The organism is Yoonia sp. 72 (genome assembly GCF_034652275.1).
Lineage (GTDB): Bacteria > Pseudomonadota > Alphaproteobacteria > Rhodobacterales > Rhodobacteraceae > Yoonia.
On record NZ_JAXIWG010000001.1, the window covers coordinates 161045 to 183095 of the forward strand.

Below are 22051 nucleotides of genomic sequence, written 5' to 3' on the forward strand. Positions count from 1 at the left end.
AGAGGCTTACACCAGCACCGCGCCGCCGGCCTGAATGGCATCCTTGGTCGAGGCATCGCCCAAGAGCATTTCGTTATGCGGCTTGCCCGAGGGGATCATCGGGAAGCAGTTTTCATGCTTTTCCACCAGACAATCGAACAGCACCGGCCCTTTGTGGGTCAGCATTTCCATGATCGCATCGTCCAATGTGTCAGGGTCGCTGCACAGGATGCCCTTGGCGCCGAACGCCTCGGCCAGTTTCACGAAATCGGGCAGGCTCTCGGACCAGCTGGACGAATAGCGTTCGCCATGCAGCAATTCCTGCCACTGGCGCACCATGCCCAGCCGTTCGTTGTTGAGGATGAATTGCTTGACCGGCAGACGGTATTGCATCGCCGTACCCAGTTCCTGCATGTTCATCAGCCACGATGCCTCGCCCGCCACGTTGATGACCAGCGCATCGGGATGCGCCATCTGCACGCCGATTGAGGCGGGGAAACCGTAGCCCATCGTGCCAAGGCCACCCGATGTCATCCAGCGGTTGGGGTCCTCGAACCCCAGATATTGCGCGGCCCACATCTGGTGCTGGCCCACTTCGGTGCAGATATAGCGGTCGTGCTTCTTGGTCAGCGCCTCAAGCCGTTGCAGCGCATATTGTGGTTTGATGACTTTGCCTTGCTGTTTGAACTTCAGGCAATCGACAGCGCGCCATTCGTTGATCTGGCCCCACCATTTGGCCAGACCTTCGGTGTTGGTCTTGCGCCCGCGGGCTTTCCAGACGTTGAGCAAATCTTCCAGCACATGGGCGACATCGCCAAGGATCGGGAAATCGGCATGCACCACCTTGTTGATGGACGATGCGTCGATGTCGATATGCGCCTTGCGCGACCGCGGGCTGAAGGCGTCGATCCGGCCGGTGATCCGGTCGTCGAACCGCGCGCCGATGTTGATCATCAGGTCGCAATCATGCATCGCCATATTGGCCTCGTAGAGGCCATGCATCCCCAGCATCCCCAGCCAGTTGTCACCCGATGCCGGATATGCGCCGAGACCCATCAGGGTCGAGGTGATCGGGAAACCCGTTGCCGCCACCAGTTCGCGCAACAATTGCGACGCAGCAGGGCCGGAGTTGATAACGCCGCCGCCTGTGTAAAAGATCGGGCGCTTGGCGGTTTCCATCGCCTTGGCCAGTTCGGTGATCATCGCCAGATCGCCTTTGACCTGGGGATTGTAATGGGTTTCGACCTGCCGCGCCTCGGTATAGGTGCCGGTTGCGAATTGCACGTCCTTGGGGATGTCGATCAGCACCGGACCGGGGCGGCCCGACAGCGCGATATGGAACGCCTCGTGCAGGGTCGCGGACAGTTTCTCGGTGTCCTTGACCAGCCAGTTGTGTTTCGTGCAGGGGCGCGTGATGCCGACGGTATCAGCCTCCTGAAATGCATCCGACCCGATCATGAAGGTCGGCACTTGCCCCGTCAGCACGATGATCGGGATGCTGTCCATCAGCGCGTCGGTCAGGCCGGTGACGGCATTGGTCGCACCGGGACCCGAAGTCACCAGCGCCACACCCGGTTTGCCGGTGGATCGCGCATAGCCTTCGGCGGCATGGACGGCGGCCTGTTCATGGCGGACCAGCACATGCTTGATGTGATTCTGTTGGAACAATTCGTCATAGATCGGCAGGACGGCCCCACCGGGATAGCCAAAGACGACTTCCACACCCTGATCGATCAGGGCCTGGACCACCATTTTTGCGCCCGTCATGGTCTTGCTCATCTCACTCGCCTCATATCCGGTTGTTGCGTTCTCGGCATAAAAAAACCCCCGAGTGTGTCGGGGGCGCATGGGATCGTTATGGATTTACCGTCACCGGCCCATGCGCATGTATTCCACAATTAGTACGACGACGTTCATCGGGTTTCCTTTTGCTGTAACGGGTTCTAGTGCGCCAGCGCGGAGGGGTCAACCACCGCGCTGGAGAAAATTACGCCTGACTGCGCTTTTTCGCAACTTTCTTTCAGAGACCGGCAGTCAGTGCGATATACGCGACATAGGCCACCAACATGCCGCCACCAACCAGCCGGTTCATCCGCCCGACAAAATAGACAAGTGCCAGCAACAAGAGCGTGATTCCGATCACAACCGGTGTGTCGACGCTCAGGAACCGCGGATCGACCGGAATTGGCGTCACGACAGCCGTGATTCCGAGGATGGCGAGGATGTTGAAGATGTTGGACCCCACGATATTGCCCAATGCGATGTCACGTTCGCCCCGGATCGCGGCCATGACCGTGGTGGCCAGTTCCGGCAGCGATGTGCCGATGGCCACGATGCTCAGGCCGATCATCGCCTCGGATATCCCGAATTCGCGCGCGATGATGCTGGCGCTTTGCACAAGGTAATGTGCGCCTGCCAACACGGCGGCAAGACCCAGCAAGGTCAGGCCGATGTTCAGCCACAGGCTGGTGGGGGCGTCAATCTCCTCGACCTCGCCACGCGACCCCTTGAGGCTGATGTACAGATAAACCGCCAGCGCGCTGACCAGCACCAGCCCTTCGGTCAGGCTGACCTCGCCAGACCAGAAGGCATAGGGCAGGATCAGCACCGCGCCGGTCATCCACAGCAGGTCTTTGCGGACATCCTCGAATCTCAGCACCAGCGGACCGATGACCGCTGCAATGCCCAGCACCAGCAGGATGTTGGCGATATTCGATCCGATGACATTTCCGATGGCGATGCCGGGTTGCCCGCCAAGCGCGGCATTGAGAGAGACAAGCAATTCAGGCGTCGATGTGCCGAACCCCACGACGGTTGCACCCACGATCATCGGTGCGACACCAAAGCGCAATGCCAGCCCGCTTGCCCCTTTGACCAACCAGTCGCCACCCAGAAAAAGACCCAGAAGGCCGCCGATCAGAATAAGATAGGTAATCATGCTGTCTCCACCGCTTGCCGTGGGACATGGGGCAGCCGCGCGCCATGCGCAAGGGCGGGGAGGCGAAATTTCCGTCCGCCCCGCATGTTCTAAAATGCCCGCTTAGCTGTTGAAATCGCTTGCGGCGTGCCGTTCGGGCAGTTGTTCGTGCGCCTCGCCCCATGTGCGGTTGACCATCTGCCCGCGCGCATAGGCAGGCCGCGCAAAGATCGCATCCGCCCAACGGTTCACGTTTTTATAGGACGCCGCATCAAGGAATGTCGCGGCATCGCCGTAAGCGCCGCCCTTAACCAGACGCCCGTACCACGGCGCGATGGCCATATCCGCGATGGAATAGGCTTCCCCCGCGATATACGCGCGGTCGGCCAGCTGCCGATCAAGCACGTCAAGCTGGCGCTTGGTTTCCATCGCGAAACGGTTGATCGGATATTCGAATTTTTCCGGCGCATAGGCGTAAAAGTGTCCAAAGCCGCCACCAAGGTAGGGGGCCGATCCTTGCAGCCAGAACAGCCAGTTCAGCGTTTCGGTCCGGCCTGCGATGTCCTTTGGCAGAAAAGCGTCGAATTTTTCCGCCAGATACAGCAGGATCGCGCCGCTTTCGAATACGCGCAGGCCGGTGTCGCGGTCGAACAGGGCAGGGATCTTGGAATTGGGGTTCACGCCGACAAAGCCGCTGCCGAACTGGTCGCCTTTGTTGATGTCGATCAGCCAGGCGTCGTATTCGGCGCCCGCGTGGCCTGCGGCCAGCAATTCCTCGAACATCAGCGTGACCTTCACGCCGTTCGGTGTCGCCAGCGAATAAAGCTGGTGGGGATGCGCGCCTTGCGGCAGGTCCTTGTCATGGGTGGCACCTGCGATGGGCCGGTTGATGCTGGCGAACTGGCCACCGTTTTCGGCGTCCCATGTCCAGACCTTGGGCGGGGTATAGGGCTTTTGATCGGTCATCGCTTGCTCCTGCGGATTGGGTTTGCTGCCTTAAACCAGCCTTGCGCCATGGAAAACAAGCCCGCTTGCGGCACTAAACCGTGACCTGCTGAAACCATCCGGTGGCGGTGATTTTGGCTGACACGACCACAAAGGCGGTGCGTGCGCGTATCTGAACCTGCATTTGCACCGTTTTGGTCAACATTTCGCCTTTTTGTGCGGGATAGTCGTGCGAAAGGAAACCGACAACAGGAAGGAATGCCCATGTCCACATTTGCAGGCCACAGCCGGACGGACCGAACGACACGCATGAAATTCACGACAACCTCGGCCTTGGCCAGCGTTCTTGCGACCTCTGCTGGGTTGCTGATCGGCGGCAGCCAGAGCGTTGCGGCGCAGGAGCTTTGCACAAGCTATACGGTCGTGCGCGGCGATACGCTCAGCCAGATCGCCAGCACCGCAGGCGTGCAGGGCGGCTTTCAGGCGCTGTTCAACGCCAATACCAATATCCTGCGCTCGCCCAACCTGCTGGAAGTGGGGCAGGTGCTTGCCATTCCTTGCGCGGACGGATCATTGCCCGGTGCGACCGCTGTCGCCGCTGCACCCGCAGCGCCGGTTGAAGAACCCGTCGCCGTGGCCGAGCCCGAAGTGGTCGAGGCTGAACCCGCCCCCGCCGCCGCGCCAACCCGCGCCTTGCGCGTTGTGACCGCCAGTGGCTATGCGCCTTTCACCGACAAGGACCTGCCCGGTGGCGGGCTGTTCACCCAGCTTGTGCTGCGGGCGTTCGAACTGGGCAATCCCGATCAGGAGGTCAACTTTTTCTTCGTGAACGACTGGAACGCGCAGCTGGACAACCTGCTGCCGTCGGGGGCTGTCGATATGGCTTTCCCGTGGTTCAAACCCGATTGCGATGCGGTCGAGCTTTTGTCGGCACCCAACGCCTATCGCTGCACGGATTTCAACCATTCCGATCCGTTCTATGACGCGCTTGTGGGCTATTACACGCTGGCTGGCAGCCCGTATGAAGGAGCAACGGAATATTCCGACCTGCTGGGTGCGCGGCTCTGCCGTCCTGATGCATGGTTCACCTTCGACATGGAAGCCGAAGGGCTGGTTGCACCTGCCATTACGCTGACGCAGGTCACACAGCTTGAATGCTGGGACCTGCTGGATGCGGGCGAAGTCGATGTGGTCACCTATGACGCGCTGCCCGCCGAGGATGACGCGCGCACCAAAGGCATGACCGACCGTGTTGTCTCTCTTGACGCGCTGACGACGACGGCGACGCTGCATGTCTTCGTGGCCAAGGACAATGCCGAGGCGAACGCCGCCTTGCCCTTTATCAACGCGGGTCTGGAAGAACTGCGCCTGACGGGCGAATGGTTCACCATCGTGCGCGAAGGCATTCAGGCAACCATCGAAAACTGATCCCACCCTCCCGGGGATCACATCTCCGCCCCTTTCACGGGGGGCGGCTTTTTCATTTTCCGGTGCCCTGCAAGACGCCGTTTTCCAGCGCATAGCGCGTCAGCCCCGCGGTCGAGCTGATGCCAAGCTTGCGTTTGATGTTGTTGCGGTGGGTTTCCACCGTGCGCACCGAAATATCCAGCGCCAGCGCCACGTCCTTGTTCGATTTGCCTTGTGCCAAGGCCAGCAGGATCGTCTGTTCGCGCCCTGTCAGCGGTTCGCGCCCGTCGCGGGTGCGCGGCTCCAGCGAACCTTTGGCACCGGTGCACAGGTATTGATCGCCGCGCATGACCACGTCGATGGCGGTGCGGATTTCCTCGGTCGGCACGTCCTTGAGGATATAGCCCCGCGCCCCGTGGCTGAGCGCGGCACGGATATATTCGGGGCTGTCATGCATCGACAGGATCACGACCCGCGTCTGCGGACGCAGGTCAAGGATCATTTCGGCGGCATGCAATCCCGACAGGCCGGGCATATTCACATCGAGCAGGATCACATCGGGTTGCAGCCGCAGCACGCTGTCCACCGCTGCCTGTCCGTCGTTCAGCGTGGCAACGACACTGATGTCGGGATAGCTTTCAAGGATGGACTGGATGCCTTCGGCCACCATCGGATGGTCATCGACGATCACGACCTTGATCATGCCGGTTTTTCCTTTGTGTTTGCTCTGTCGGGGCTGAGCATATGGCTCAACGGGACGCGGGCTTCAATGGTTGTGCCCTTGCCGGGGGCGGACCGGACCGACAAGGCCCCGCCCAGCTGCTGGGCGCGTTCTTGCATATTGCGCAGCCCCAGCCCGGCACCGCTGCGCGCGGGTGGCGGCCAGACCATGCCGCGGCCGTTATCGGTGATGCGCAATTCCGCGCCTTGGCGCGTGCCGCGCAAAACGATCTCGACCTTGTCGGCCATGGCGTGCCGTTCGATATTGTTCAGCGCTTCCTGCGCGATCCGGTACAGCGCGATGCGTGCGTCGTCGTCCAGACGGTTGCGGAACACCACGGTCTCGAGCGTCACAGTTACCCCCGTGCGGGCGCTGAATTCATCCGTGAGCGAGCGCAGCGCCGCCCCCAGCCCCAGATCGTCAAGGATGCCGGGGCGCAGGTCGCGGCTGATCCGGCGTACCTCCTGAATGGCCGAGCCAAGCTGGTCGATCCCCTTGTTCAGGCTGTCGCCCGTATCCGGCCCCAGCTTGCGGCGCGTCAGTTCCAGCGCATAACGCACACCGACCAGCATCTGGCTGATCCCGTCGTGCAGTTCGCGCGCGACGCGCCCGCGTTCTTCTTCTTGCGTGTCGATAATCCGCTGGGTCAGTTGTTGCAGCCTGCCATCGGCCAGCCGCCTTTGGCGCACGGTCAGGAAAATCCCGCTCAGAAACACCCCCAGCACGGCCAGAATGGCGATGCCTGCGACATAAAAGGACGTGCGCCTGATCCGGCTTTCCACCTCGCCGCGGGCTGCAGCGGCGGTATCAAGAATGTCGTCGATGAACACGCCTGTGCCGATTGCCCACCGCCAGCTTTGATAGCCGCGCACATAGACTTCCATCCGTCCGTAAGCCCCCGTAGACGGCTTGGGCCAGTCAAAGCTGTGAAACCCGCCGCCGGACCGCGCAAGACGGATCAATTCATCGGTGATCGGCACGCCGTTCGGGTCGGTCATGCCGGCCCAGTTGCGGTTGATCAGAAAGGTCTGGCGCGGGGCGACCAGATTGTTGCCGTCATAGTCAAAGACGAAGAAATACCCTTCCTGCCCGTAAAGCATCGCGGCCAGCACGCGGCTGACGGCCAGTTTCGCCTCTTCGTCATCGGGAGCGGCACTGCCGGTCGTGCCCGACACCGCCGCCATCGCGATCGAGACGTAATTGGTCAATTCCTCGCGCTTGGTTGCAATCAGGCGCTGTTCAAGTGCGCGCAATTCGCTTTCTGCCAGCTGGTTGAACTGGGCCGAGACGACCAGCCAGATCAGGAACACTGCCACGACAAGGGGCAGGGTGGCCAGCAACAGCAGTTTTTGGCCATAGCTCAGCGGTCTGCCCGTGGGCCCTAGGGAAATCGGCGAGGTCATGGCCCAGCGTTACGGGCAAAGCCGCAGCGTGGCAAATGCGTTTCGTTGCGCAAAGGCGCGCAGGAAGAAATTACACGCCTACGTAGTTCTGCGGATAGTCGATTCTTTTCTTGCGCGATACCAATCATCTTGCCAAACATTGCCGTTATTCATGCGACGTGCATGACCAACAAAAACATCTGGGAGGAAATTCATGGACCGTCGGTCTTTTCTGAAGAATTCAGCGCTTGGTGGCTCTGCCGCTGCCGCAACAGCGCTTGCCGCACCTGCCTATGCGCAGGGCAACCGGACGCTGACCTTTGTCACGACATGGGGCCGCGGCCTTGCCGGTGTGCATGACAGCGCACAGTATTGCGCAGACATGATCACCGCGATGTCCGATGGTCAGCTGACTGTCGATCTCAAGGCTGCAGGCGAACTGGTCGGCGCGTTTGAAGTGTTCGACGCTGTCGCTGCCGGTCAGGCCGACATGTATCACGGCGTGGACTACTATTTCCTTGGCCAGCATCCTGCGTTCTCGTTCTTCTCGCAGATCCCCTTCGGCATGACCTTCATGGAATATGCCAACTGGATCGACCATGACGGCGGCCGCGAACTGGCGGACGAGCTTTATTCGATCTTTGGCCTCAAGTCCTTCTCGGCAGGCAACACCGGCCCACAGTCGGGCGGTTGGTTTGCCAAGGAAATGAACGGCCCCGAAGATTTCCAGGGTCTGCGCTTCCGTATGCCCGGTCAGGGTGGTCAGGTGCTGGGCAAGCTCGGCGCATCGGTGCAGAACCTTCCGGGTGCCGAAGTGTACCAGGCGCTGGCCTCGGGTGCGATCGACGGGACCGAATGGATCGGGCCATGGGCGGACGAGACTGCAGGCTTCCAGGAAATCACCAAGTTCTATTACACCGCCGGTTTCCACGAGCCTGGGCCGAACCTGAACCTGGTCATGAACCTCGACGTTTACGAAAGCCTGACACCGGCGCAGCAGTCGATCGTCGAAAACGCAAGCCGCGCCAGCAGCATCTGGACGATGTCGCTGTTCATGGCCCGCAACTCGGCCGCGCTGTCGCGTTTGCAGGCCGGTGGCGTGCAGGTTCTGGAATTCGCAGACAGCATCTGGGATGCGTTCAGCGCGGCCTCGGACGAAGTCGTTGCCGAAGGCATGAGCGATCCGATCTATGCGCGTTGCCACGAAAGCTACATGGCCTCGATGAGAAGCTCGGCCCAGTGGTCGAGCATTTCGGAAGGCGCGTACCTGGCACAGCGCAACCGCCTGAAAGGCTAAGGCCGATGCCGACACTGTCGGTATGAATCGGCGCAGGAAGGCCCGCGGGTGCTGCGGGCCTTCTTTGCATGGCGTCATGGACGAACGGGGATAGATCATGGGACTGGTGGACGCATGGGGCGGCAACGCCTTTGGCTGGGTCGCGGCGCATCTGATCGAAGCATTCTACAACATCGGTTTCGCGCTGCTGAACCCCGGCCTGTGGCTGGCGTGGGTGCCACATATCAACGGCCCGATGGAACCCGCCGCCAAAGAAGCGCTGGCGCGGTTCATTTATTACGGCGCCTCGGTCGAATTGTTCTTTGCCGTGCTGGTGATCTTTCTGGTGGTCACGATTGCGGGGATGATCTTCAACCGGTTCATGTGGGGCTGTGTGCGCACGCTCGAAGGGTTTGCCAACGGCGTTGGGCGTATCGCGGCCTGGGCGGGGCTGTTGATGGTCCTGCAACAGATAGTCATCATCTTCCTGCAAGGCATCTTTGCCGTTTCGAACATCAGCATAGGGTTTGGCGTCACTTTTGAACGCCCCGTGAGCTGGTGGTCGGACGAGCTGAAACTTTACAACGCCATCGTGATCACCATGTGCGCGACCTACACTTTCGTGCAGGGCGGCCATGTGCGGGTGGACCTTGTCTATTCGGCAATCAGCTATCGCGCCAAACGCGTCGTGGATATGTTCGGGTCGCTGTTTTTCATGGTGCCCGCATCCATCGTGATCTGGCTTTACGGCTGGTTTTTCATGTGGCGGCATCTGGTGCTGCCCAACGCCTCTGCCTCGGACACGCTCGACCGGTTGATGACACGTTCGCAGGCGTTCCAGTGGAACATCGAGACGATCAGCACATCCGCCAACGGGTTCGACGCCTATTTCCTGTTCAAGATCCTGCTTTTGGTCTTCACCTTCATGGTGCTGGTGCAGGCGGTCGCGTTCTTCTACCGGTCGTTCCTTGAATGGAAAGAAGGCGAAGCCAGCGAAGGCAAATACCTCGATAAAGACAAGCTGGGCGACGAGACCGCCGAACTTGTTGCCAAAATTCATTAACAGAACGGATTTATCATGCTTTTCGGCTTAGATGGCATCGAGATCGGCATCATCATCCTTTTCCTGACGCTGTTCGCGGGCATCCTGTCGGGCTTTCCTGTGGCTTTTGCGATCAGCGGTGCGGCGGTCATATCGTTCGCGATTATCGCCGCGCTCGACAGCTCGGGCCTGCTGATCCATGCCGCCGTTGACGTCAGGTCCGATGAATACCGCGCGCTGATCGCCGAAGGGGTCCGGCCTGACGCGATTTCCGTGTTCCGCTACCCCGATCTGCCCCGTTTTGAGGCGCCTTTGTTCCCGCAGGGCTGGGAAACCGCGCTCGACCGGAACATCGGCTTCATGGTCAACCGGATCAACGAAAAGGTGCTGGCGGGCAATTCCATCGAGATCCTGCTGGCCGTGCTGATGTTCGTCATGATGGGCATCGTGCTGGAACGCTCGCGCATTGCCGATGAACTGCTGACCACGATGGCACGGGTGTTCGGCCCGCTGCCGGGGGGCCTTGCCGTGTCCATCGTGATCGTGGGCGCGTTTCTGGCGGCCTCAACGGGCATCGTTGGGGCGACTGTCGTGACGATGGGTCTACTGGCGCTGCCGACCATGCTGAAAAACGGCTATTCGCCGCAACTGGCCACGGGGGTCATCGCGGCATCTGGTACTTTGGGGCAGATTATTCCGCCGTCCATCGTGATCGTGCTTTTGGGCACGCTGGCGGGTGATCTTTATGCCACGGCCCAAGAACAACGCGCCCAACTGGCTGGCTGCAACGATGCGCTGACCTTCCTCGGAGAACCCGCCGTCGTGTCGGTGGGCGCGCTGTTTCAGGCGGCCTTGTTGCCCGGCATCATGCTGGCCGTGCTTTACGCGCTTTATTCGTTTGTCTTTGCTGTCCTGAACCCGACCAAGGCGCCTGCGGTGACATTCACCGAAGGCACCGGCACCAAAACTGGCAGCCGCAATGACAAGCTGACATGGCTGCTGGCCGTGCCGGTGGGGATCATCGGGCTGGCGGTCGGCCTGAACACGGTCGGTGTCGTCGGTAGCCAGTCGGTGCTGGTGGGCAGCTTCACCGACGCCGGACAATCGGCATCACTGCGCACCCGCGTCAGCCCTGCTTGCGCGGAAAGCATGATCGCCCTGCATGGCCAGGAAGCGTGGGACACTGCCGTTGCACAACAGGCCGAAATCGACGCCTCGGGCGGTGTGGTGCAAGCGCGCCAGCTATCCCCCGAAGAACGCGCCGAACGTGTGGCGCAGCGTGTGGCCGAGGCTCCGCCCATCGGCACCGGCATTGCTGTGGCGGCTGTCATCCTCGGGCTGGTGCTGGCACTGGCGCGGGGCGTTGCGCCGCTGGCCAATCACCGGCCCTTGATGATCGGGGCGGCGGGCATCGGGCTTTTGCTGCTGGTTGATGTGCTGCTGATCTCACCGCTGACCAGTCCCGGTGTCACGACACTGCTGATCGCGATCCCGCTGTATATCGCCTATCGCGGCTTGCGGGTCGCGGCGGGCTATCTGGCGCAGAACGATATCCTGCGGGTGATCTTTCCGCCGCTGGTGCTCATCGTGGCGGTGCTGGGGTCGATCCTTGGCGGGATCACCAACCCGACACCCGCCGCCGCCCTGGGCGCGGGCGGCGCGATCCTGCTGGCGGCCTATCGCAAACGCAAGGATCAGGGCCTGTCAGGGCGCATCGTGCTGCTGACGGCGGGGGCGATCCTGTTGATGCTGATCGTGGGCTACAATTTCGACATGCGCATGGGCCGCGAGGTTGTCCCGCTCGAGGACCGGATCGCCTTCTTCGTGGCTTTCGGTGCCTTCCTTTATGCGATGTTCGGCCTGTTGTGGTCGTGCTGGGTGCTGCTGACGGGGGGCGTGCTGTCGCCGGTCGTGCGCGAAACCGCCAAGGTCACGGCGATGGTTTTCGCCATCCTGATCGGGTCGCAGTTGCTGAACCTCGTGCTGATCTCGTTCGGGGGTGAACATTACATCCAGCAATTCCTGCGGTCCTTCGACAACGAATGGCAGGTATTCCTGCTGGTGATGCTGGTGCTGTTCATCCTGGGCTTCGTGCTCGATTTCCTCGAGATCATCTACATCGTGATCCCGATTGTCGGGCCGGTCATCTATGGCGGCACGTTCGATCCGAAATGGGTGACGATCATGATCGCGGTGAACCTGCAGACCTCGTTCCTGACGCCGCCTTTCGGGTTTGCGCTGTTCTACCTGCGCGGCGTGGCGCCCAAGTCGATCACCACGGGGCAGATCTACAAAGGCGTGCTGCCCTTCATCGGCATCCAGATTGGCGCGCTTCTGATCCTTGCGTTCTTCCCGTGGGTGGTCACGATCCTGCCCAACCTCTTGGGCTGACACAAAAAGGGCGGTGCCTGCGCACCGCCCCTTTTGCGTTCAACTGCGCCCGTCGGGCAGGGTGATCCGTGCTACCTGTTCGGCGATGGGTTCGGTCGACAGCGGATGCACCGCCGTATCGAAACTGTCGGGCGAGGTCAGGCGCGACCAGACACCGTCGCGGAACACCTCCAGCCCTGCGAATTTCGCCTTGTAGCCCATCTTGGGGCTGCCGGGGACCCAATAGCCCAGATAGACGTAGGGCAGTTCCAGTTCCTGTGCGATGCGGATGTGGTCGAGGATGATATAGGTTCCCAGCGATAACCGCTCCAGCGCGGGGTCAAAGAAGGAATAGACCATCGACAGCCCGTCATCGAGAATATCGGTCAGGCAGACCGCCCGCAGCACGCCCTCGTCGGTATACTCGATCAGCCGCGACCGGATCGGCGTTTCCTCGACCATGGCGGCGAATTCGAACATGTCCATATCGGCCATCCCGCCGCTGGCGTGGCGGCTGTCCAGATAGTCGCGGAAAAGGTCGTACTGTTCTTCGGTCGCCCAGGGCGATGTCGCGCGGCGGTGCAGGTGGCGGGCACGTGTGGCCACACGCCGCTGGCTGCGCGAGGGCGTGAAGGCCGCGACATTGATCCGCGCCGACATGCAGGCCGAACATTCCGCGCAAGACGGGCGGTAAAGCACGTTTTGCGACCGGCGAAACCCTTGTTTCGACAGGGAATCGTTCAGCTTTGCCGCGTTATCCCCTTGCAGAGCTGTGAACAGCTTCCGCTCCATCCGGCCCGCAAGATACGGGCAGGGTTGCGGCGCCGTCACATAGAACTGCGGGGCGATGGGAAGAGTATGACGCATGAACGGACCCGTATGGTTTCGCGAAGCTTAACAACCCGCAACCCTTGCGCCAAGCCCTCTGTGACTGGCTGCGTTAATCCGCGCCGATACAGCAAAACGGCCCGCGCTGGCGGGCCGTTGCAAGCAGAAGGGCCGGTTCAGACCTGTGGTGCGTCAGGGGTCAGGTCGGTCTTGGCAGCGGCCTTGCTTTCGCGGTCGTTCATGAATGCGTCGAACTCTGCCTTGTCTTTGGCGTCGCGCAGACGCTTGAGGAAGGCTTCGAACTTGTGTTGTTCGTCTTCCAGACGGCGGATCGTTTCGTCGCGATAGGCGTCAAAGGCCGCATTGCCGCTCGATTTGGTCATCGGCATGGACCAGTCGGATTTTTTGCACGAGGTCCGCGCAAACATGCCCTTGCCCCAAAGCATATAGGCCAGAATGGCAAGGCCGATAGGCCAAAAGACGATAAAGCCCAGCACCATCGCGGCGATCCAGGCACCTTTGCCGCGTGCATCAAGCCACGCCTCGGTACGGGCAAAAAAACCGGGGCGGGTGTCGTAATTCAGGGCCGTGTTCGTGGTCATCATGCTCTCCTTCAAGGCAGCAGGGTTGATGTGAATGTGTTTCACATCACGGATATCGGAAGCACGCCCGCCTATTGCAAGAGGTGATGTAAAGGTTTTTTACATTACCGCAAATCAGGCAATGAAATCAGCGACCTGTGCGCCGGAAATCTGCAACAATTCCTGCGGGGCGATGGGGAAGATATGCCGAGGCGTGCCCGCGGCGGCCCAGATTTGCGCGAAATCCAAGAGGCGCGCATCGAAAAAGGCGCGCGGCGGCGACAGATTCCCGATCGGGGCGACGCCGCCGATGGCAAAGCCTGTCTGCGCGCGGATCAGGTCGGCATCGGCCTTGGCCAAAGGTTCGCCCGCGACATGGCTGGCCTTGTCTGCATCCACCTGATTGCCGCCCGCCGTGATGAAAAGGATCGCGCGGCCACTGTCCTGCCCTGCAAAGATTACCGATTTCGCGATCTGGTCGAGCGCACAGCCTGCCGCTTCGGCAGCCTGCTGTGCTGTGCGGGTCTGGTCGCCCATTTCCAGAGGGGTGATCCGCACCCCGTGATCTTCCAGCGCGCGGATGACGCGGGTCAGGCTTTTGCTCATGCGTGGCTCTCCTTTTGAGTGCAGATTAACGAGGCGTTGGCGATTGACCAGTCCCTTGCAACGACCCAATGTGCAGCCATGAGCATCGCCCGTCGCATCACCCGCTGCCCCCGCCCGTATGACGCTGCCCTTGGCGCGGATATCCTGACCCAATTGCCGGGCTTTGCGCCCGAAATTGGCGATTTGCTGGCGGGGACCGCCGGATGCAGCCCCTATCTGGCGGGGCTGATGACGCGCGAACGCGACTGGCTGCCTGATGCAGTAGAAGATCCCGAAGGGGCCGTGGACAGCCTGTTGACCGAGCTGGACACAGTCACGCTCGACGCGTTGCCTGTCCATCTGCGGCAGATGAAACGGCGCATCGCGTTGGTCGCGGCACTGGCCGATCTGGGCGGTGTCTGGCCGCTGGAAACCGTGACCGGCACGCTGACGCGCTTTGCCGATGCCGCTGTTGCGGCCTGCATCACGCGGCTGGTCGCGGCCGAGGTTGCGCGCGGCAAACTGCCCGCAGGCGCGCCGCAGGACGCCGCAGGCATGGTCGTGCTGGCTATGGGCAAGATGGGCGCGCATGAGCTCAACTATTCCTCCGACATCGACCTCATTTGCCTGTTCGACGACAGCCGCTTCGCCCCTGAGGATGTGTACGAGGCGCGCACGGCCTTCATCCGTGTCACGCGCCGGATGACCGCGATCCTGTCCGAGGCAAAAGACGGCGGCTATGTGTTCCGCACCGACCTGCGGCTGCGCCCCGATGCCTCGGTTATGCCGGTGTGTTTGTCGATGGAAGCGGCTGAACGCTATTACGAAAGCGTGGGGCGCACATGGGAACGCGCGGCCTATATCAAGGCGCGCGTCTGCGCGGGTGATGCAGCCGCCGGCGCACGGTTCCTGCAAACCCTGCGCCCCTTTGTCTGGCGCAAGCATCTGGATTTCGCGGCCATTCAAGACGCCCACGACATGCGCCTGAAAATCCGCGACCATAAGGGGCTGGGCGGGCCGGTCACGCTCGAAGGGCATGACATGAAACTGGGGCGCGGCGGTATCCGCGAGATCGAGTTTTTCACCCAGACCCGTCAGCTGATCGCAGGCGGGCGCGATCCGGCGCTGCGCCTGCGCGGCACGGGTGAAGGGCTGCATGCGCTGGCGGGGGCGGGCTGGATCGGGGCGGATGTGGCCGACACGCTGCTTGATCACTACCGCCACCACCGCGAGGTCGAACACCGCGTCCAGATGTTCGCCGATGCGCAGACCCATCACCTGCCGCAGGATCGGGCGGGCTTTGACCGGCTTGCCGCCTTCATGGGCCGCGATGTCGCGGAATTGCGCCAGGACCTGACCCGCCGTCTGGCCGAAGTGCATGACCTGACCGAAGGCTTCTTCGCCCCCGACGCCAAACCCAAACCCCAGATCACATGGGGGCAGGATGTTGTGGCGCGCTGGCAAGGTTATCCCGCGCTGCGGTCGGCCCGCGCGACCGAGATTTTCGACCGCCTGATCCCCCAGATCATGGCCAGCCTGCAAGAGGCCGCGCGCCCTGACGAAGCGCTCGCGCAATTCGACGGCTTTCTGGCGGGCCTGCCTGCGGGGGTGCAGCTGTTTTCGCTGTTCGAGGCCAATCCGCAACTGACCCAGCTGATCGTCGATATCGCGGCGACGGCCCCCGCGCTGGCGCAATATCTGTCGCGCAATGCGGCCGTGCTCGATGCGGTGATCGGGGGGGCGTTCTTTAATCCCTGGCCGGGGATGGCCGCGCTGCGCGACCAGTTGGGCGCGGTGCTTGCCACCCATCCCGATTACGAAAGCCAGCTGATCGCGGCGCGCACATGGGCGCGCGAATGGCATTTCCGGATCGGCGTGCATCACCTGCGCGGGCTGATCGACGCGGCCACAAGCGGTGCGCAATATGCCGATCTGGCCGAGGCGGTGATCGCAGCACTCTGGCCTGTGATTGTTGCGGAGTTTGCGCGCAAACACGGGGCACCCCCGGGGCGGGGCGGGGCCGTTGTCGCGATGGGCTCGCTGGGGGCGGCGCGGCTGAACGCGGGGTCCGACCTTGACCTGATCGTCATCTATGACCCCGACGGCGTTGATACTTCGGACGGGCCGCGTCCCTTGCCAACGCGAGCCTATTTCGCGCGGCTGACGCAGGCGCTGATCACGGCGCTTGCCGCCAATATGTCCGCAGGGCGGCTTTATGAGGTGGACATGCGCCTGCGCCCCTCGGGGCGGCAGGGGCCGGTCGCCACATCCTTGGACGCCTTCATGGATTACCAGAATACCGAGGCCTGGACCTGGGAACATCTGGCGCTGACCCGCGCGCGCCCGATCACCGGCGACGCAGGGCTGTGCGATGCTATCGAGGCGTTTCGCCGCGATCTTTTGGTGCGCAAGGGGCAGGGGGCCAGTGTGGTCGCCGATGTGGCCGATATGCGCGCGCGGCTGGCCGAGGCCAAGGGGCAAGGCGATGACTGGGATGCCAAGACAGGGCCGGGGCGGTTGCAGGATATCGAGCTTTGCGCGCAGACCGCAGGCCTGCTCGCAGGCAGCCCCGCGCGGGATGTGGATGCGCAACTGCACGCGGGGGTTGCGGCAGGCTGGCTGGACGATGCGGATGCGCGCGTCCTGTGCGATGCCGCGCGGCTGTTCTGGAAACTGCAGGCGGCGGTCAGGCTCTTGACAGGGGGGGTGCTTGACCCGGATGCTCTGGGCGAAGGGGCGCGCCGGATGATCCTGCGCGAAACCGAAACCCCGGGTCTGGACGCGCTATTGGCGCGGATGACGCAGTTGCACAAGGCCGCGGATGAGGTCATCAGCCGCCGATTGGGAGAGACCGGATGAAGGGTGATCTGCATGACACCAAGGCCTTGATCCGTGAAGCCTACCGGATCGACGGCATCACCGAGGCCGAATGCCGCACGATCTTTCTGGATTGGGTGCTGGGGCTGCCGGATGGTCAGGATGTCGGTGCTGCGGTGCAGGCTGTTATGGCACGCCATCATGACGCACCTGCGGGCCATCCGATGACGCGGGTCTTGCAGCAATCCTTGCAAGCCACGGCCGCGCCGCGGCGGCGCGGTGGTCGCGATGCGCGCTTGCGCGTAGCGGATTAACCAGATCATTTAGAAATCGGTCCAGTTGCCGGGCTCTGCATGGGCCGGTTTTTCGCGCTTTGATGTGCGAAAGGCCGGGTAGGCGACCGTGGCAGAGGTGCGCCCGATCGCGGCTTCGAGAGGTTTGATCGCTGTTTCCGACAGCACCGGCGCTTCGATCTGGCCCGTCGCGAAACGGCCGATCAGGTCGGTCAGGGTGGCGGCCGCCTGATCCAGCGTTGTTCCACGCGCCAGCGTGTCCTGCACCATGGCGGCGTTGCGTTGCGTCACCTGATCCAGCTGGTTCACGCCAAGGTTGATTTCGGACAGGGCGGTTGCCTGTTCCTGCGCGCTGGTGGCGATCCGCGCGGTCTTGCTGGCGATACCGCTGACCTGCGCGATGATATCCTCAAGCGCTGTGCCGGCCGTGCCAACCAGTGTCGATCCGCGTGCCACATGCTTGCCGCTGCTTTCGATCAGTCCGGTGATCTGCTTTGCGGCCTCTGCCGACCTTTGGGCCAGCGCGCGCACCTCTGCCGCGACCACGGCAAAGCCGCGTCCTTCGACGCCCGCGCGTGCTGCCTCCACGCCTGCATTCAACGCCAGCAGATTGGTCTGGAACGCGATGTCGTCGATCATGCCGATCACCTGCGAGATCTGGCGCGAAGAGGTGGCGATTTCGGCCATTGCGGCCACAGCTTGTGCGACAACCTCGCCGTTGCTGCGGGCCTGCGCGCGCGCGGCCTCTACGGTGGTGTCGACGGCGCGGGCATCATCGGCGGCAGAGCGCACGCTTGCGGTCAGTTGATCCAGTGCCGCGGCAGTTTGTTCCAGCGTCGCGGCCTGATTTTCGGTGCGTTGCGACAATTCGCCGGTGGCTGCCGTTGTCTGTCGTGCGGTCGCGGCGATCAGCGTGGCGGTGCCCGCGACCTGACCGATCACCGCGCGCAACGCTTCGGTCGCCATGTTGAAATTATGGCGCAGGTCTTCGTATTCGGGGGCAAAGACCTGATCCACATGCGCTGACAGATCGCCTGCGGCAAGCCGCGAAAGCTGTGCTTGCAAGGCATCGACAACCTCTTGTTGGGCCTGCTGCATGCGGCGGCGTTCGGCATCGGCATCGGTCCGCGCGATCTGCGCATCGCGGAACACGCCCAAGGCGCGCGCCAGCCTGCCCAGTTCATGGTGATATGCGTCGCCTGTGATGATCACAGTTGTGTCGCCCGCTGCGAGCCTGTCGGTGGTATCCGCCAGATCAGCGATGGCGCGGGTGATGGACCGCCCCACCAGGAACGCCGCCGCAACAGCGATGGACAGCGCAGCAAGCCCCACGACCAAGATGACAAGGCGCATGTTGTCCAGCACCGCCGTGCCGGCCGCACGGTTGGCGGCTTCGATGCCGGTGATCTGGCGGAACAAGGCGTCAAACCGGTCCAGAACCGTTTGGCCCAAAGGGATGAGCACGCTGTTTTCAAACCTGTTGGCAGCCGTGACACTTTCGGCATGGTGTGTGAACTCCGCAAGCAGGACCGGCACGGTTGCGGCGATTTCCCCGATCCGTTGCTGGATAAACGCGCCACCGCCCGCCTGTGTCAGCGCGGTCATTGCCGTGGCAAAACTGTCCAAAGCTGCGCGTGCTGCGACCGCGTCATCGGTGCTCCGGGTGGCGAAATAGGCCTCCATGCGGATTGTCGCAGCATCGAAAGCCTGCGCTGCTTCCTCCGCCGCAAGCACAAGCCGCGGAAGGCCCGATGTGCTGACGCTGTTGGTGGTCGTTCCAAGCGAAGTGCGCAGGCTGACCGCCTTGTCGAGCAGGTTGCGGCGTGTGGCATCCGCCGTCTTGCGCAGGTCCACGATCTGGCTGAAGGTCGCACGATAGTCCTGCGCCAGCACCAGCGCCGCGTCAATGTCTGCGCGAGCAGCACTGCCCGGCGCAAACGCCGCCTGCAAGGCGACATCACCCAGCACCGCGTCGATACTGGCGGTCACGGCCTGCGCCATGATGTCCGACGGATCGGTGCCATAGGCGCGGGCGGCCACGGTCGCGGCATGCATCTGCCGGATGACCTGGCCTGTCGCCGTGTTCTGGGCGGCCAAGCGCGCGTTGTCGGTCAAGCCGCCGCGCAACCGGTCCAGCGCCAGCATCGAAAAGACCGAAAGGCTGACAATCAGCAAGGTCAGGACCAGAAAGCTGCCGTTGATGCGCCGCGCGACTGACCATCGATCAAGCATGTATCGTCCCCGTTGCCGTTCAGCACGGACATAGAGGACAATTCCTAATGCATGGTGAAGCCGCGTCGCCTAGCTGCGTGAAAGTGCCGCCGCTTCAGCCGCGAGAGCCGTAATTGCGGCCCAGTCCCGCGCCTTGACCCGATCTGCAGGCGCGACCCAAGATCCGCCGACGCAAAGCGTGTTCGAAAGCGCCAGATAGGCGGGCGCGTTCTGCAACGTCACGCCGCCTGTCGGGCAGAATTTGACCTGCGGGATCGGCGCGCCGATCGCCTTGAGTGCAGCCGCCCCGCCATTGGCCTCGGCGGGAAAGAATTTCTGCACCGTGTAACCGCGTTCCAGCAGGCGCATCGCCTCGGATGCGGTGGCGGCACCGGGCAAAAGCGGCAAATCGTTGGCTTCGCAAGCGTCCAGCAGGCGGTCGGTTGCACCGGGGGCCACGCCAAAGGTGGCACCTGCAGCCTTGGCGTTTTCGACATCTTTCGGTGTCAGCAGTGTGCCAGCCCCCACATGTCCGCCTGCCACGGTGGCCATTTCGCGGATCACGTCAAGGGCGGCAGGCGTGCGCAGGGTCACTTCCAGCGCGGGCAGGCCGCCTGCGACGAGCGCGCGCGCAAGATCCGCGGCGGTGCTGGCATCCTCGATCACCAGAACGGGGATCACGGGGGCGAGAAGGCAGATTTTCATCGCGGCGGCGGAAGCATCCTGAGGGGTCATGTCCAGTCTTTCTGCAAGTATGGCCGGGAGAACTGCGCTGCCTCCGGCGGGAGTATTTTTGGAAAAAAGAAGTGGGGGGCGTCAGACGACGACGCCCGCCCCATCGGCGGAAGGTCCTACGCTGCGGCGGAAGATCTCGAACAATTCGCGCCCGACGCCGGTGCCGTTGCCGGTCAGATCGGCGGGTGCGGGGGTGCGGGTCGCAAGATCGACGCCCAGCACCTCTATCGTGCCTTGGGTGGCGTCCAGACGGATGACGTCGCCGTCGCGGATCAGGCTGATCGGGCCGCCGTCCGCCGCCTCGGGCGAGACATGGATGGCCGAAGGCACCTTGCCCGAGGCGCCCGACATGCGCCCGTCGGTGACCAGCGCGACCTTGAAGCCACGGTCCTGCAGCACTGCCAAGATCGGGGTCAGGCTGTGCAATTCGGGCATGCCGTTCGATTTCGGGCCCTGAAACCGCACGACGACCACGGTGTCGGCGGTGAATTCACCGGCCTTGAACGCATCCTTCACCGCCTCCTGCGTGTGGAAGATGCGGGCGGGGGCTTGGATGATGTGACGTTCCTCGGCGACCGCAGAGGTCTTGATCACGCCGCGCCCGAGGTTGCCGGTGAGCTGGATCAGCCCGCCCGATTTCTGGAACGGGTCGGAGGCCGGGCGCAGGATACGGTCGTTGGCGGATGTTTTCGGCCCGTCGGCATAGGTCACGCCATTGGCTGCCAGTTTGGGTTCGCGGGTGTAATGTTCCAGCCCCTTGCCCGCGATCGTCGTTGTGTCGTCGTGCAACAGGCCTGCATCCAGCAATTGCCCGATCATATAGGCAAGGCCACCCGCGGCATGGAAATGGTTCACGTCGGCCAGCCCGTTGGGATAGACCTTGGCCATCAGCGGGGTCACGGCCGAAATATCGCTGAAATCCTGCAGATCAAGGATCACGCCTGCGGCGCGCGCCATGGCGGGCAGGTGGATGACAAGGTTGGTGGACCCGCCTGTCGCCATCAGCCCCACGAGCCCGTTCACAAAGGCGCGTTCGTCCAGCACATCGCACACAGGGGTATAGGCATTGCTCAAGGCGCTGATCGCGAGCGCGCGTTCGGTTGCGGCGACGGTCAGCGCCTCGCGCAAAGGTGTGCCGGGGTTCACGAAAGACGCGCCCGGCATGTGCAGGCCCATGAATTCCATCAGCATCTGATTGGTATTGGCGGTACCGTAAAACGTGCAGGTGCCCGGCCCGTGATAGCTGGCCATTTCGGCCGCCATCAGCGCGTCGCGCCCGACCTCGCCGGCGGCGAATTGCTGGCGGACCTTGGCCTTTTCGTCGTTGGGCAGGCCCGAGACCATCGGCCCCGCAGGCACAAAGACGCCGGGGATATAGCCGAAAGTGGCGGCGGCGATCACCAGACCGGGGACGATCTTGTCGCATACCCCCAGATAGATCGCGGAATCGAACACGTTGTGCGACAGGCCCACACCTGCGGCCAGCGCAATCACGTCGCGCGAAAACAGCGACAGTTCCATGCCGGTCTGGCCTTGTGTCACACCGTCGCACATGGCGGGCACGCCACCTGCGACCTGTGCTGTGCCACCGGCCGCACGGGCGGCGGCGCGGATCTTGTCGGGATAGGTCTCGAACGGCTGATGCGCGGACAGCATGTCGTTATAGGCGGTAATGATCCCGATATTGCCTGTCGTCGTGGCGGTCAGTGCGTCCTTGTCGGCGCCCATCGCGGCATAGGCATGGGCCTGATTCCCGCAGGTCAGATGCGCGCGGCGCGGTCCTTCGGCTGCGGCACGCGCCATCGTGTCCATATAGCGGCGGCGCGGCCCTTCGGAGCGGGCGCGGATACGGTCGGTCACGGCGGCGATGGTCGGATGAAGCGGCATCTTGGTCCTCGACTTTTTCTGTTGTCGTGATGCTAGCAGAATGTGTTAGCGCTAACAAGTGTGGGAACGCCCAAC

Annotated in this window: 17 protein-coding genes; 6 read left to right on the plus strand and 11 right to left on the minus strand. The window is 62.6% G+C overall.

Annotated features, from left to right (window positions below; genetic code table 11):
* Positions 1-6: 6 nt before the first annotated feature.
* The 3 genes from VCK47_RS00875 to yghU form a co-directional block, all read right to left on the minus strand.
* Positions 7-1758, minus strand: coding sequence for an acetolactate synthase 3 large subunit (locus VCK47_RS00875; RefSeq protein WP_322888846.1), 1752 nt, complete (start codon positions 1756-1758; stop codon positions 7-9).
* A gap of 241 nt (positions 1759-1999) precedes the next feature.
* Positions 2000-2917, minus strand: coding sequence for a calcium/sodium antiporter (locus VCK47_RS00880; RefSeq protein ID WP_322888847.1), 918 nt, complete (start codon positions 2915-2917; stop codon positions 2000-2002).
* A 102-nt stretch (positions 2918-3019) separates the two neighbouring features.
* A complete protein-coding gene (gene yghU / locus VCK47_RS00885) occupies positions 3020-3862 on the minus strand; it encodes a glutathione-dependent disulfide-bond oxidoreductase (protein WP_322888848.1) in 843 nt (280 codons plus the stop codon).
* Between the two features lie 243 nt (positions 3863-4105).
* Between yghU and VCK47_RS00890 the strand changes: the two genes are divergently transcribed.
* On the plus strand, positions 4106-5269 hold the full coding sequence (locus VCK47_RS00890; RefSeq protein ID WP_322888849.1) for a LysM peptidoglycan-binding domain-containing protein: 1164 nt from the start codon (positions 4106-4108) through the stop codon (positions 5267-5269).
* Between the two features lie 52 nt (positions 5270-5321).
* Here the strand turns inward: VCK47_RS00890 and VCK47_RS00895 are convergent, their stop codons facing one another.
* The gene (locus VCK47_RS00895; RefSeq protein WP_322888850.1) at positions 5322-5951 is read right to left on the minus strand and encodes a response regulator transcription factor; all 630 of its coding nucleotides are present in this window, start codon (positions 5949-5951) and stop codon (positions 5322-5324) included.
* On the minus strand, positions 5948-7372 hold the full coding sequence (locus VCK47_RS00900) for a cache domain-containing protein (RefSeq protein WP_322888851.1): 1425 nt from the start codon (positions 7370-7372) through the stop codon (positions 5948-5950). The genes VCK47_RS00895 and VCK47_RS00900 overlap by 4 nt, the downstream gene beginning before the upstream one ends.
* Before the next feature lie 193 nt (positions 7373-7565).
* Here VCK47_RS00900 and VCK47_RS00905 point away from each other — a divergent pair, with 193 nt between their 5' ends.
* The 3 genes from VCK47_RS00905 to VCK47_RS00915 all read left to right on the plus strand — a co-directional run bounded on the left by VCK47_RS00905 (position 7566) and on the right by VCK47_RS00915 (position 12060).
* Complete coding sequence (locus VCK47_RS00905) at positions 7566-8648, plus strand: TRAP transporter substrate-binding protein (protein WP_322888852.1); 1083 nt, start codon at positions 7566-7568, stop codon at positions 8646-8648.
* A gap of 97 nt (positions 8649-8745) precedes the next feature.
* The gene (locus VCK47_RS00910) at positions 8746-9690 is read left to right on the plus strand and encodes a C4-dicarboxylate ABC transporter permease (RefSeq protein ID WP_322888853.1); all 945 of its coding nucleotides are present in this window, start codon (positions 8746-8748) and stop codon (positions 9688-9690) included.
* Between the two features lie 15 nt (positions 9691-9705).
* Entirely contained in the window at positions 9706-12060 is a 2355-nt protein-coding gene (locus VCK47_RS00915; RefSeq protein ID WP_322888854.1) for a TRAP transporter large permease, read from the plus strand.
* A gap of 39 nt (positions 12061-12099) precedes the next feature.
* On the opposite strand, the gene VCK47_RS00920 is transcribed toward VCK47_RS00915, so the two are convergent.
* The 3 genes from VCK47_RS00920 to VCK47_RS00930 all read right to left on the minus strand — a co-directional run bounded on the left by VCK47_RS00920 (position 12100) and on the right by VCK47_RS00930 (position 14054).
* Complete coding sequence (locus tag VCK47_RS00920) at positions 12100-12906, minus strand: arginyltransferase (protein WP_322888855.1); 807 nt, start codon at positions 12904-12906, stop codon at positions 12100-12102.
* 137 nt (positions 12907-13043) lie between these two features.
* Positions 13044-13472, minus strand: a complete 429-nt coding sequence (locus VCK47_RS00925; RefSeq protein WP_322888856.1) for a DUF2852 domain-containing protein — start codon at positions 13470-13472, stop codon at positions 13044-13046.
* Between the two features lie 111 nt (positions 13473-13583).
* Positions 13584-14054, minus strand: a complete 471-nt coding sequence (locus VCK47_RS00930; RefSeq protein ID WP_322888857.1) for a YbaK/EbsC family protein — start codon at positions 14052-14054, stop codon at positions 13584-13586.
* 78 nt (positions 14055-14132) lie between these two features.
* Here VCK47_RS00930 and VCK47_RS00935 point away from each other — a divergent pair, with 78 nt between their 5' ends.
* Both VCK47_RS00935 and VCK47_RS00940 read left to right on the plus strand, forming a co-directional pair.
* Positions 14133-16892 (plus strand): glutamine-synthetase adenylyltransferase, encoded by a 2760-nt coding sequence (locus VCK47_RS00935; RefSeq protein WP_322888858.1) that lies wholly within the window; start codon positions 14133-14135, stop codon positions 16890-16892.
* Positions 16889-17164, plus strand: coding sequence for a hypothetical protein (locus VCK47_RS00940; protein ID WP_322888859.1), 276 nt, complete (start codon positions 16889-16891; stop codon positions 17162-17164). The genes VCK47_RS00935 and VCK47_RS00940 overlap by 4 nt, the downstream gene beginning before the upstream one ends.
* A gap of 9 nt (positions 17165-17173) precedes the next feature.
* Here VCK47_RS00940 and VCK47_RS00945 read toward each other — a convergent pair whose 3' ends face one another.
* From VCK47_RS00945 to edd, 3 genes are all read right to left on the minus strand, one after another.
* Positions 17174-19375, minus strand: a complete 2202-nt coding sequence (locus tag VCK47_RS00945; RefSeq protein WP_322888860.1) for a methyl-accepting chemotaxis protein — start codon at positions 19373-19375, stop codon at positions 17174-17176.
* 69 nt (positions 19376-19444) lie between these two features.
* Positions 19445-20089 carry a bifunctional 4-hydroxy-2-oxoglutarate aldolase/2-dehydro-3-deoxy-phosphogluconate aldolase gene (gene eda / locus VCK47_RS00950; RefSeq protein WP_322888861.1) on the minus strand — a complete coding sequence of 215 codons (645 nt, stop codon included), beginning with the start codon at positions 20087-20089 and terminating at the stop codon, positions 19445-19447.
* An 81-nt stretch (positions 20090-20170) separates the two neighbouring features.
* Positions 20171-21976, minus strand: coding sequence for a phosphogluconate dehydratase (edd, locus tag VCK47_RS00955; protein WP_322888862.1), 1806 nt, complete (start codon positions 21974-21976; stop codon positions 20171-20173).
* Positions 21977-22051: the final 75 nt, after the last annotated feature.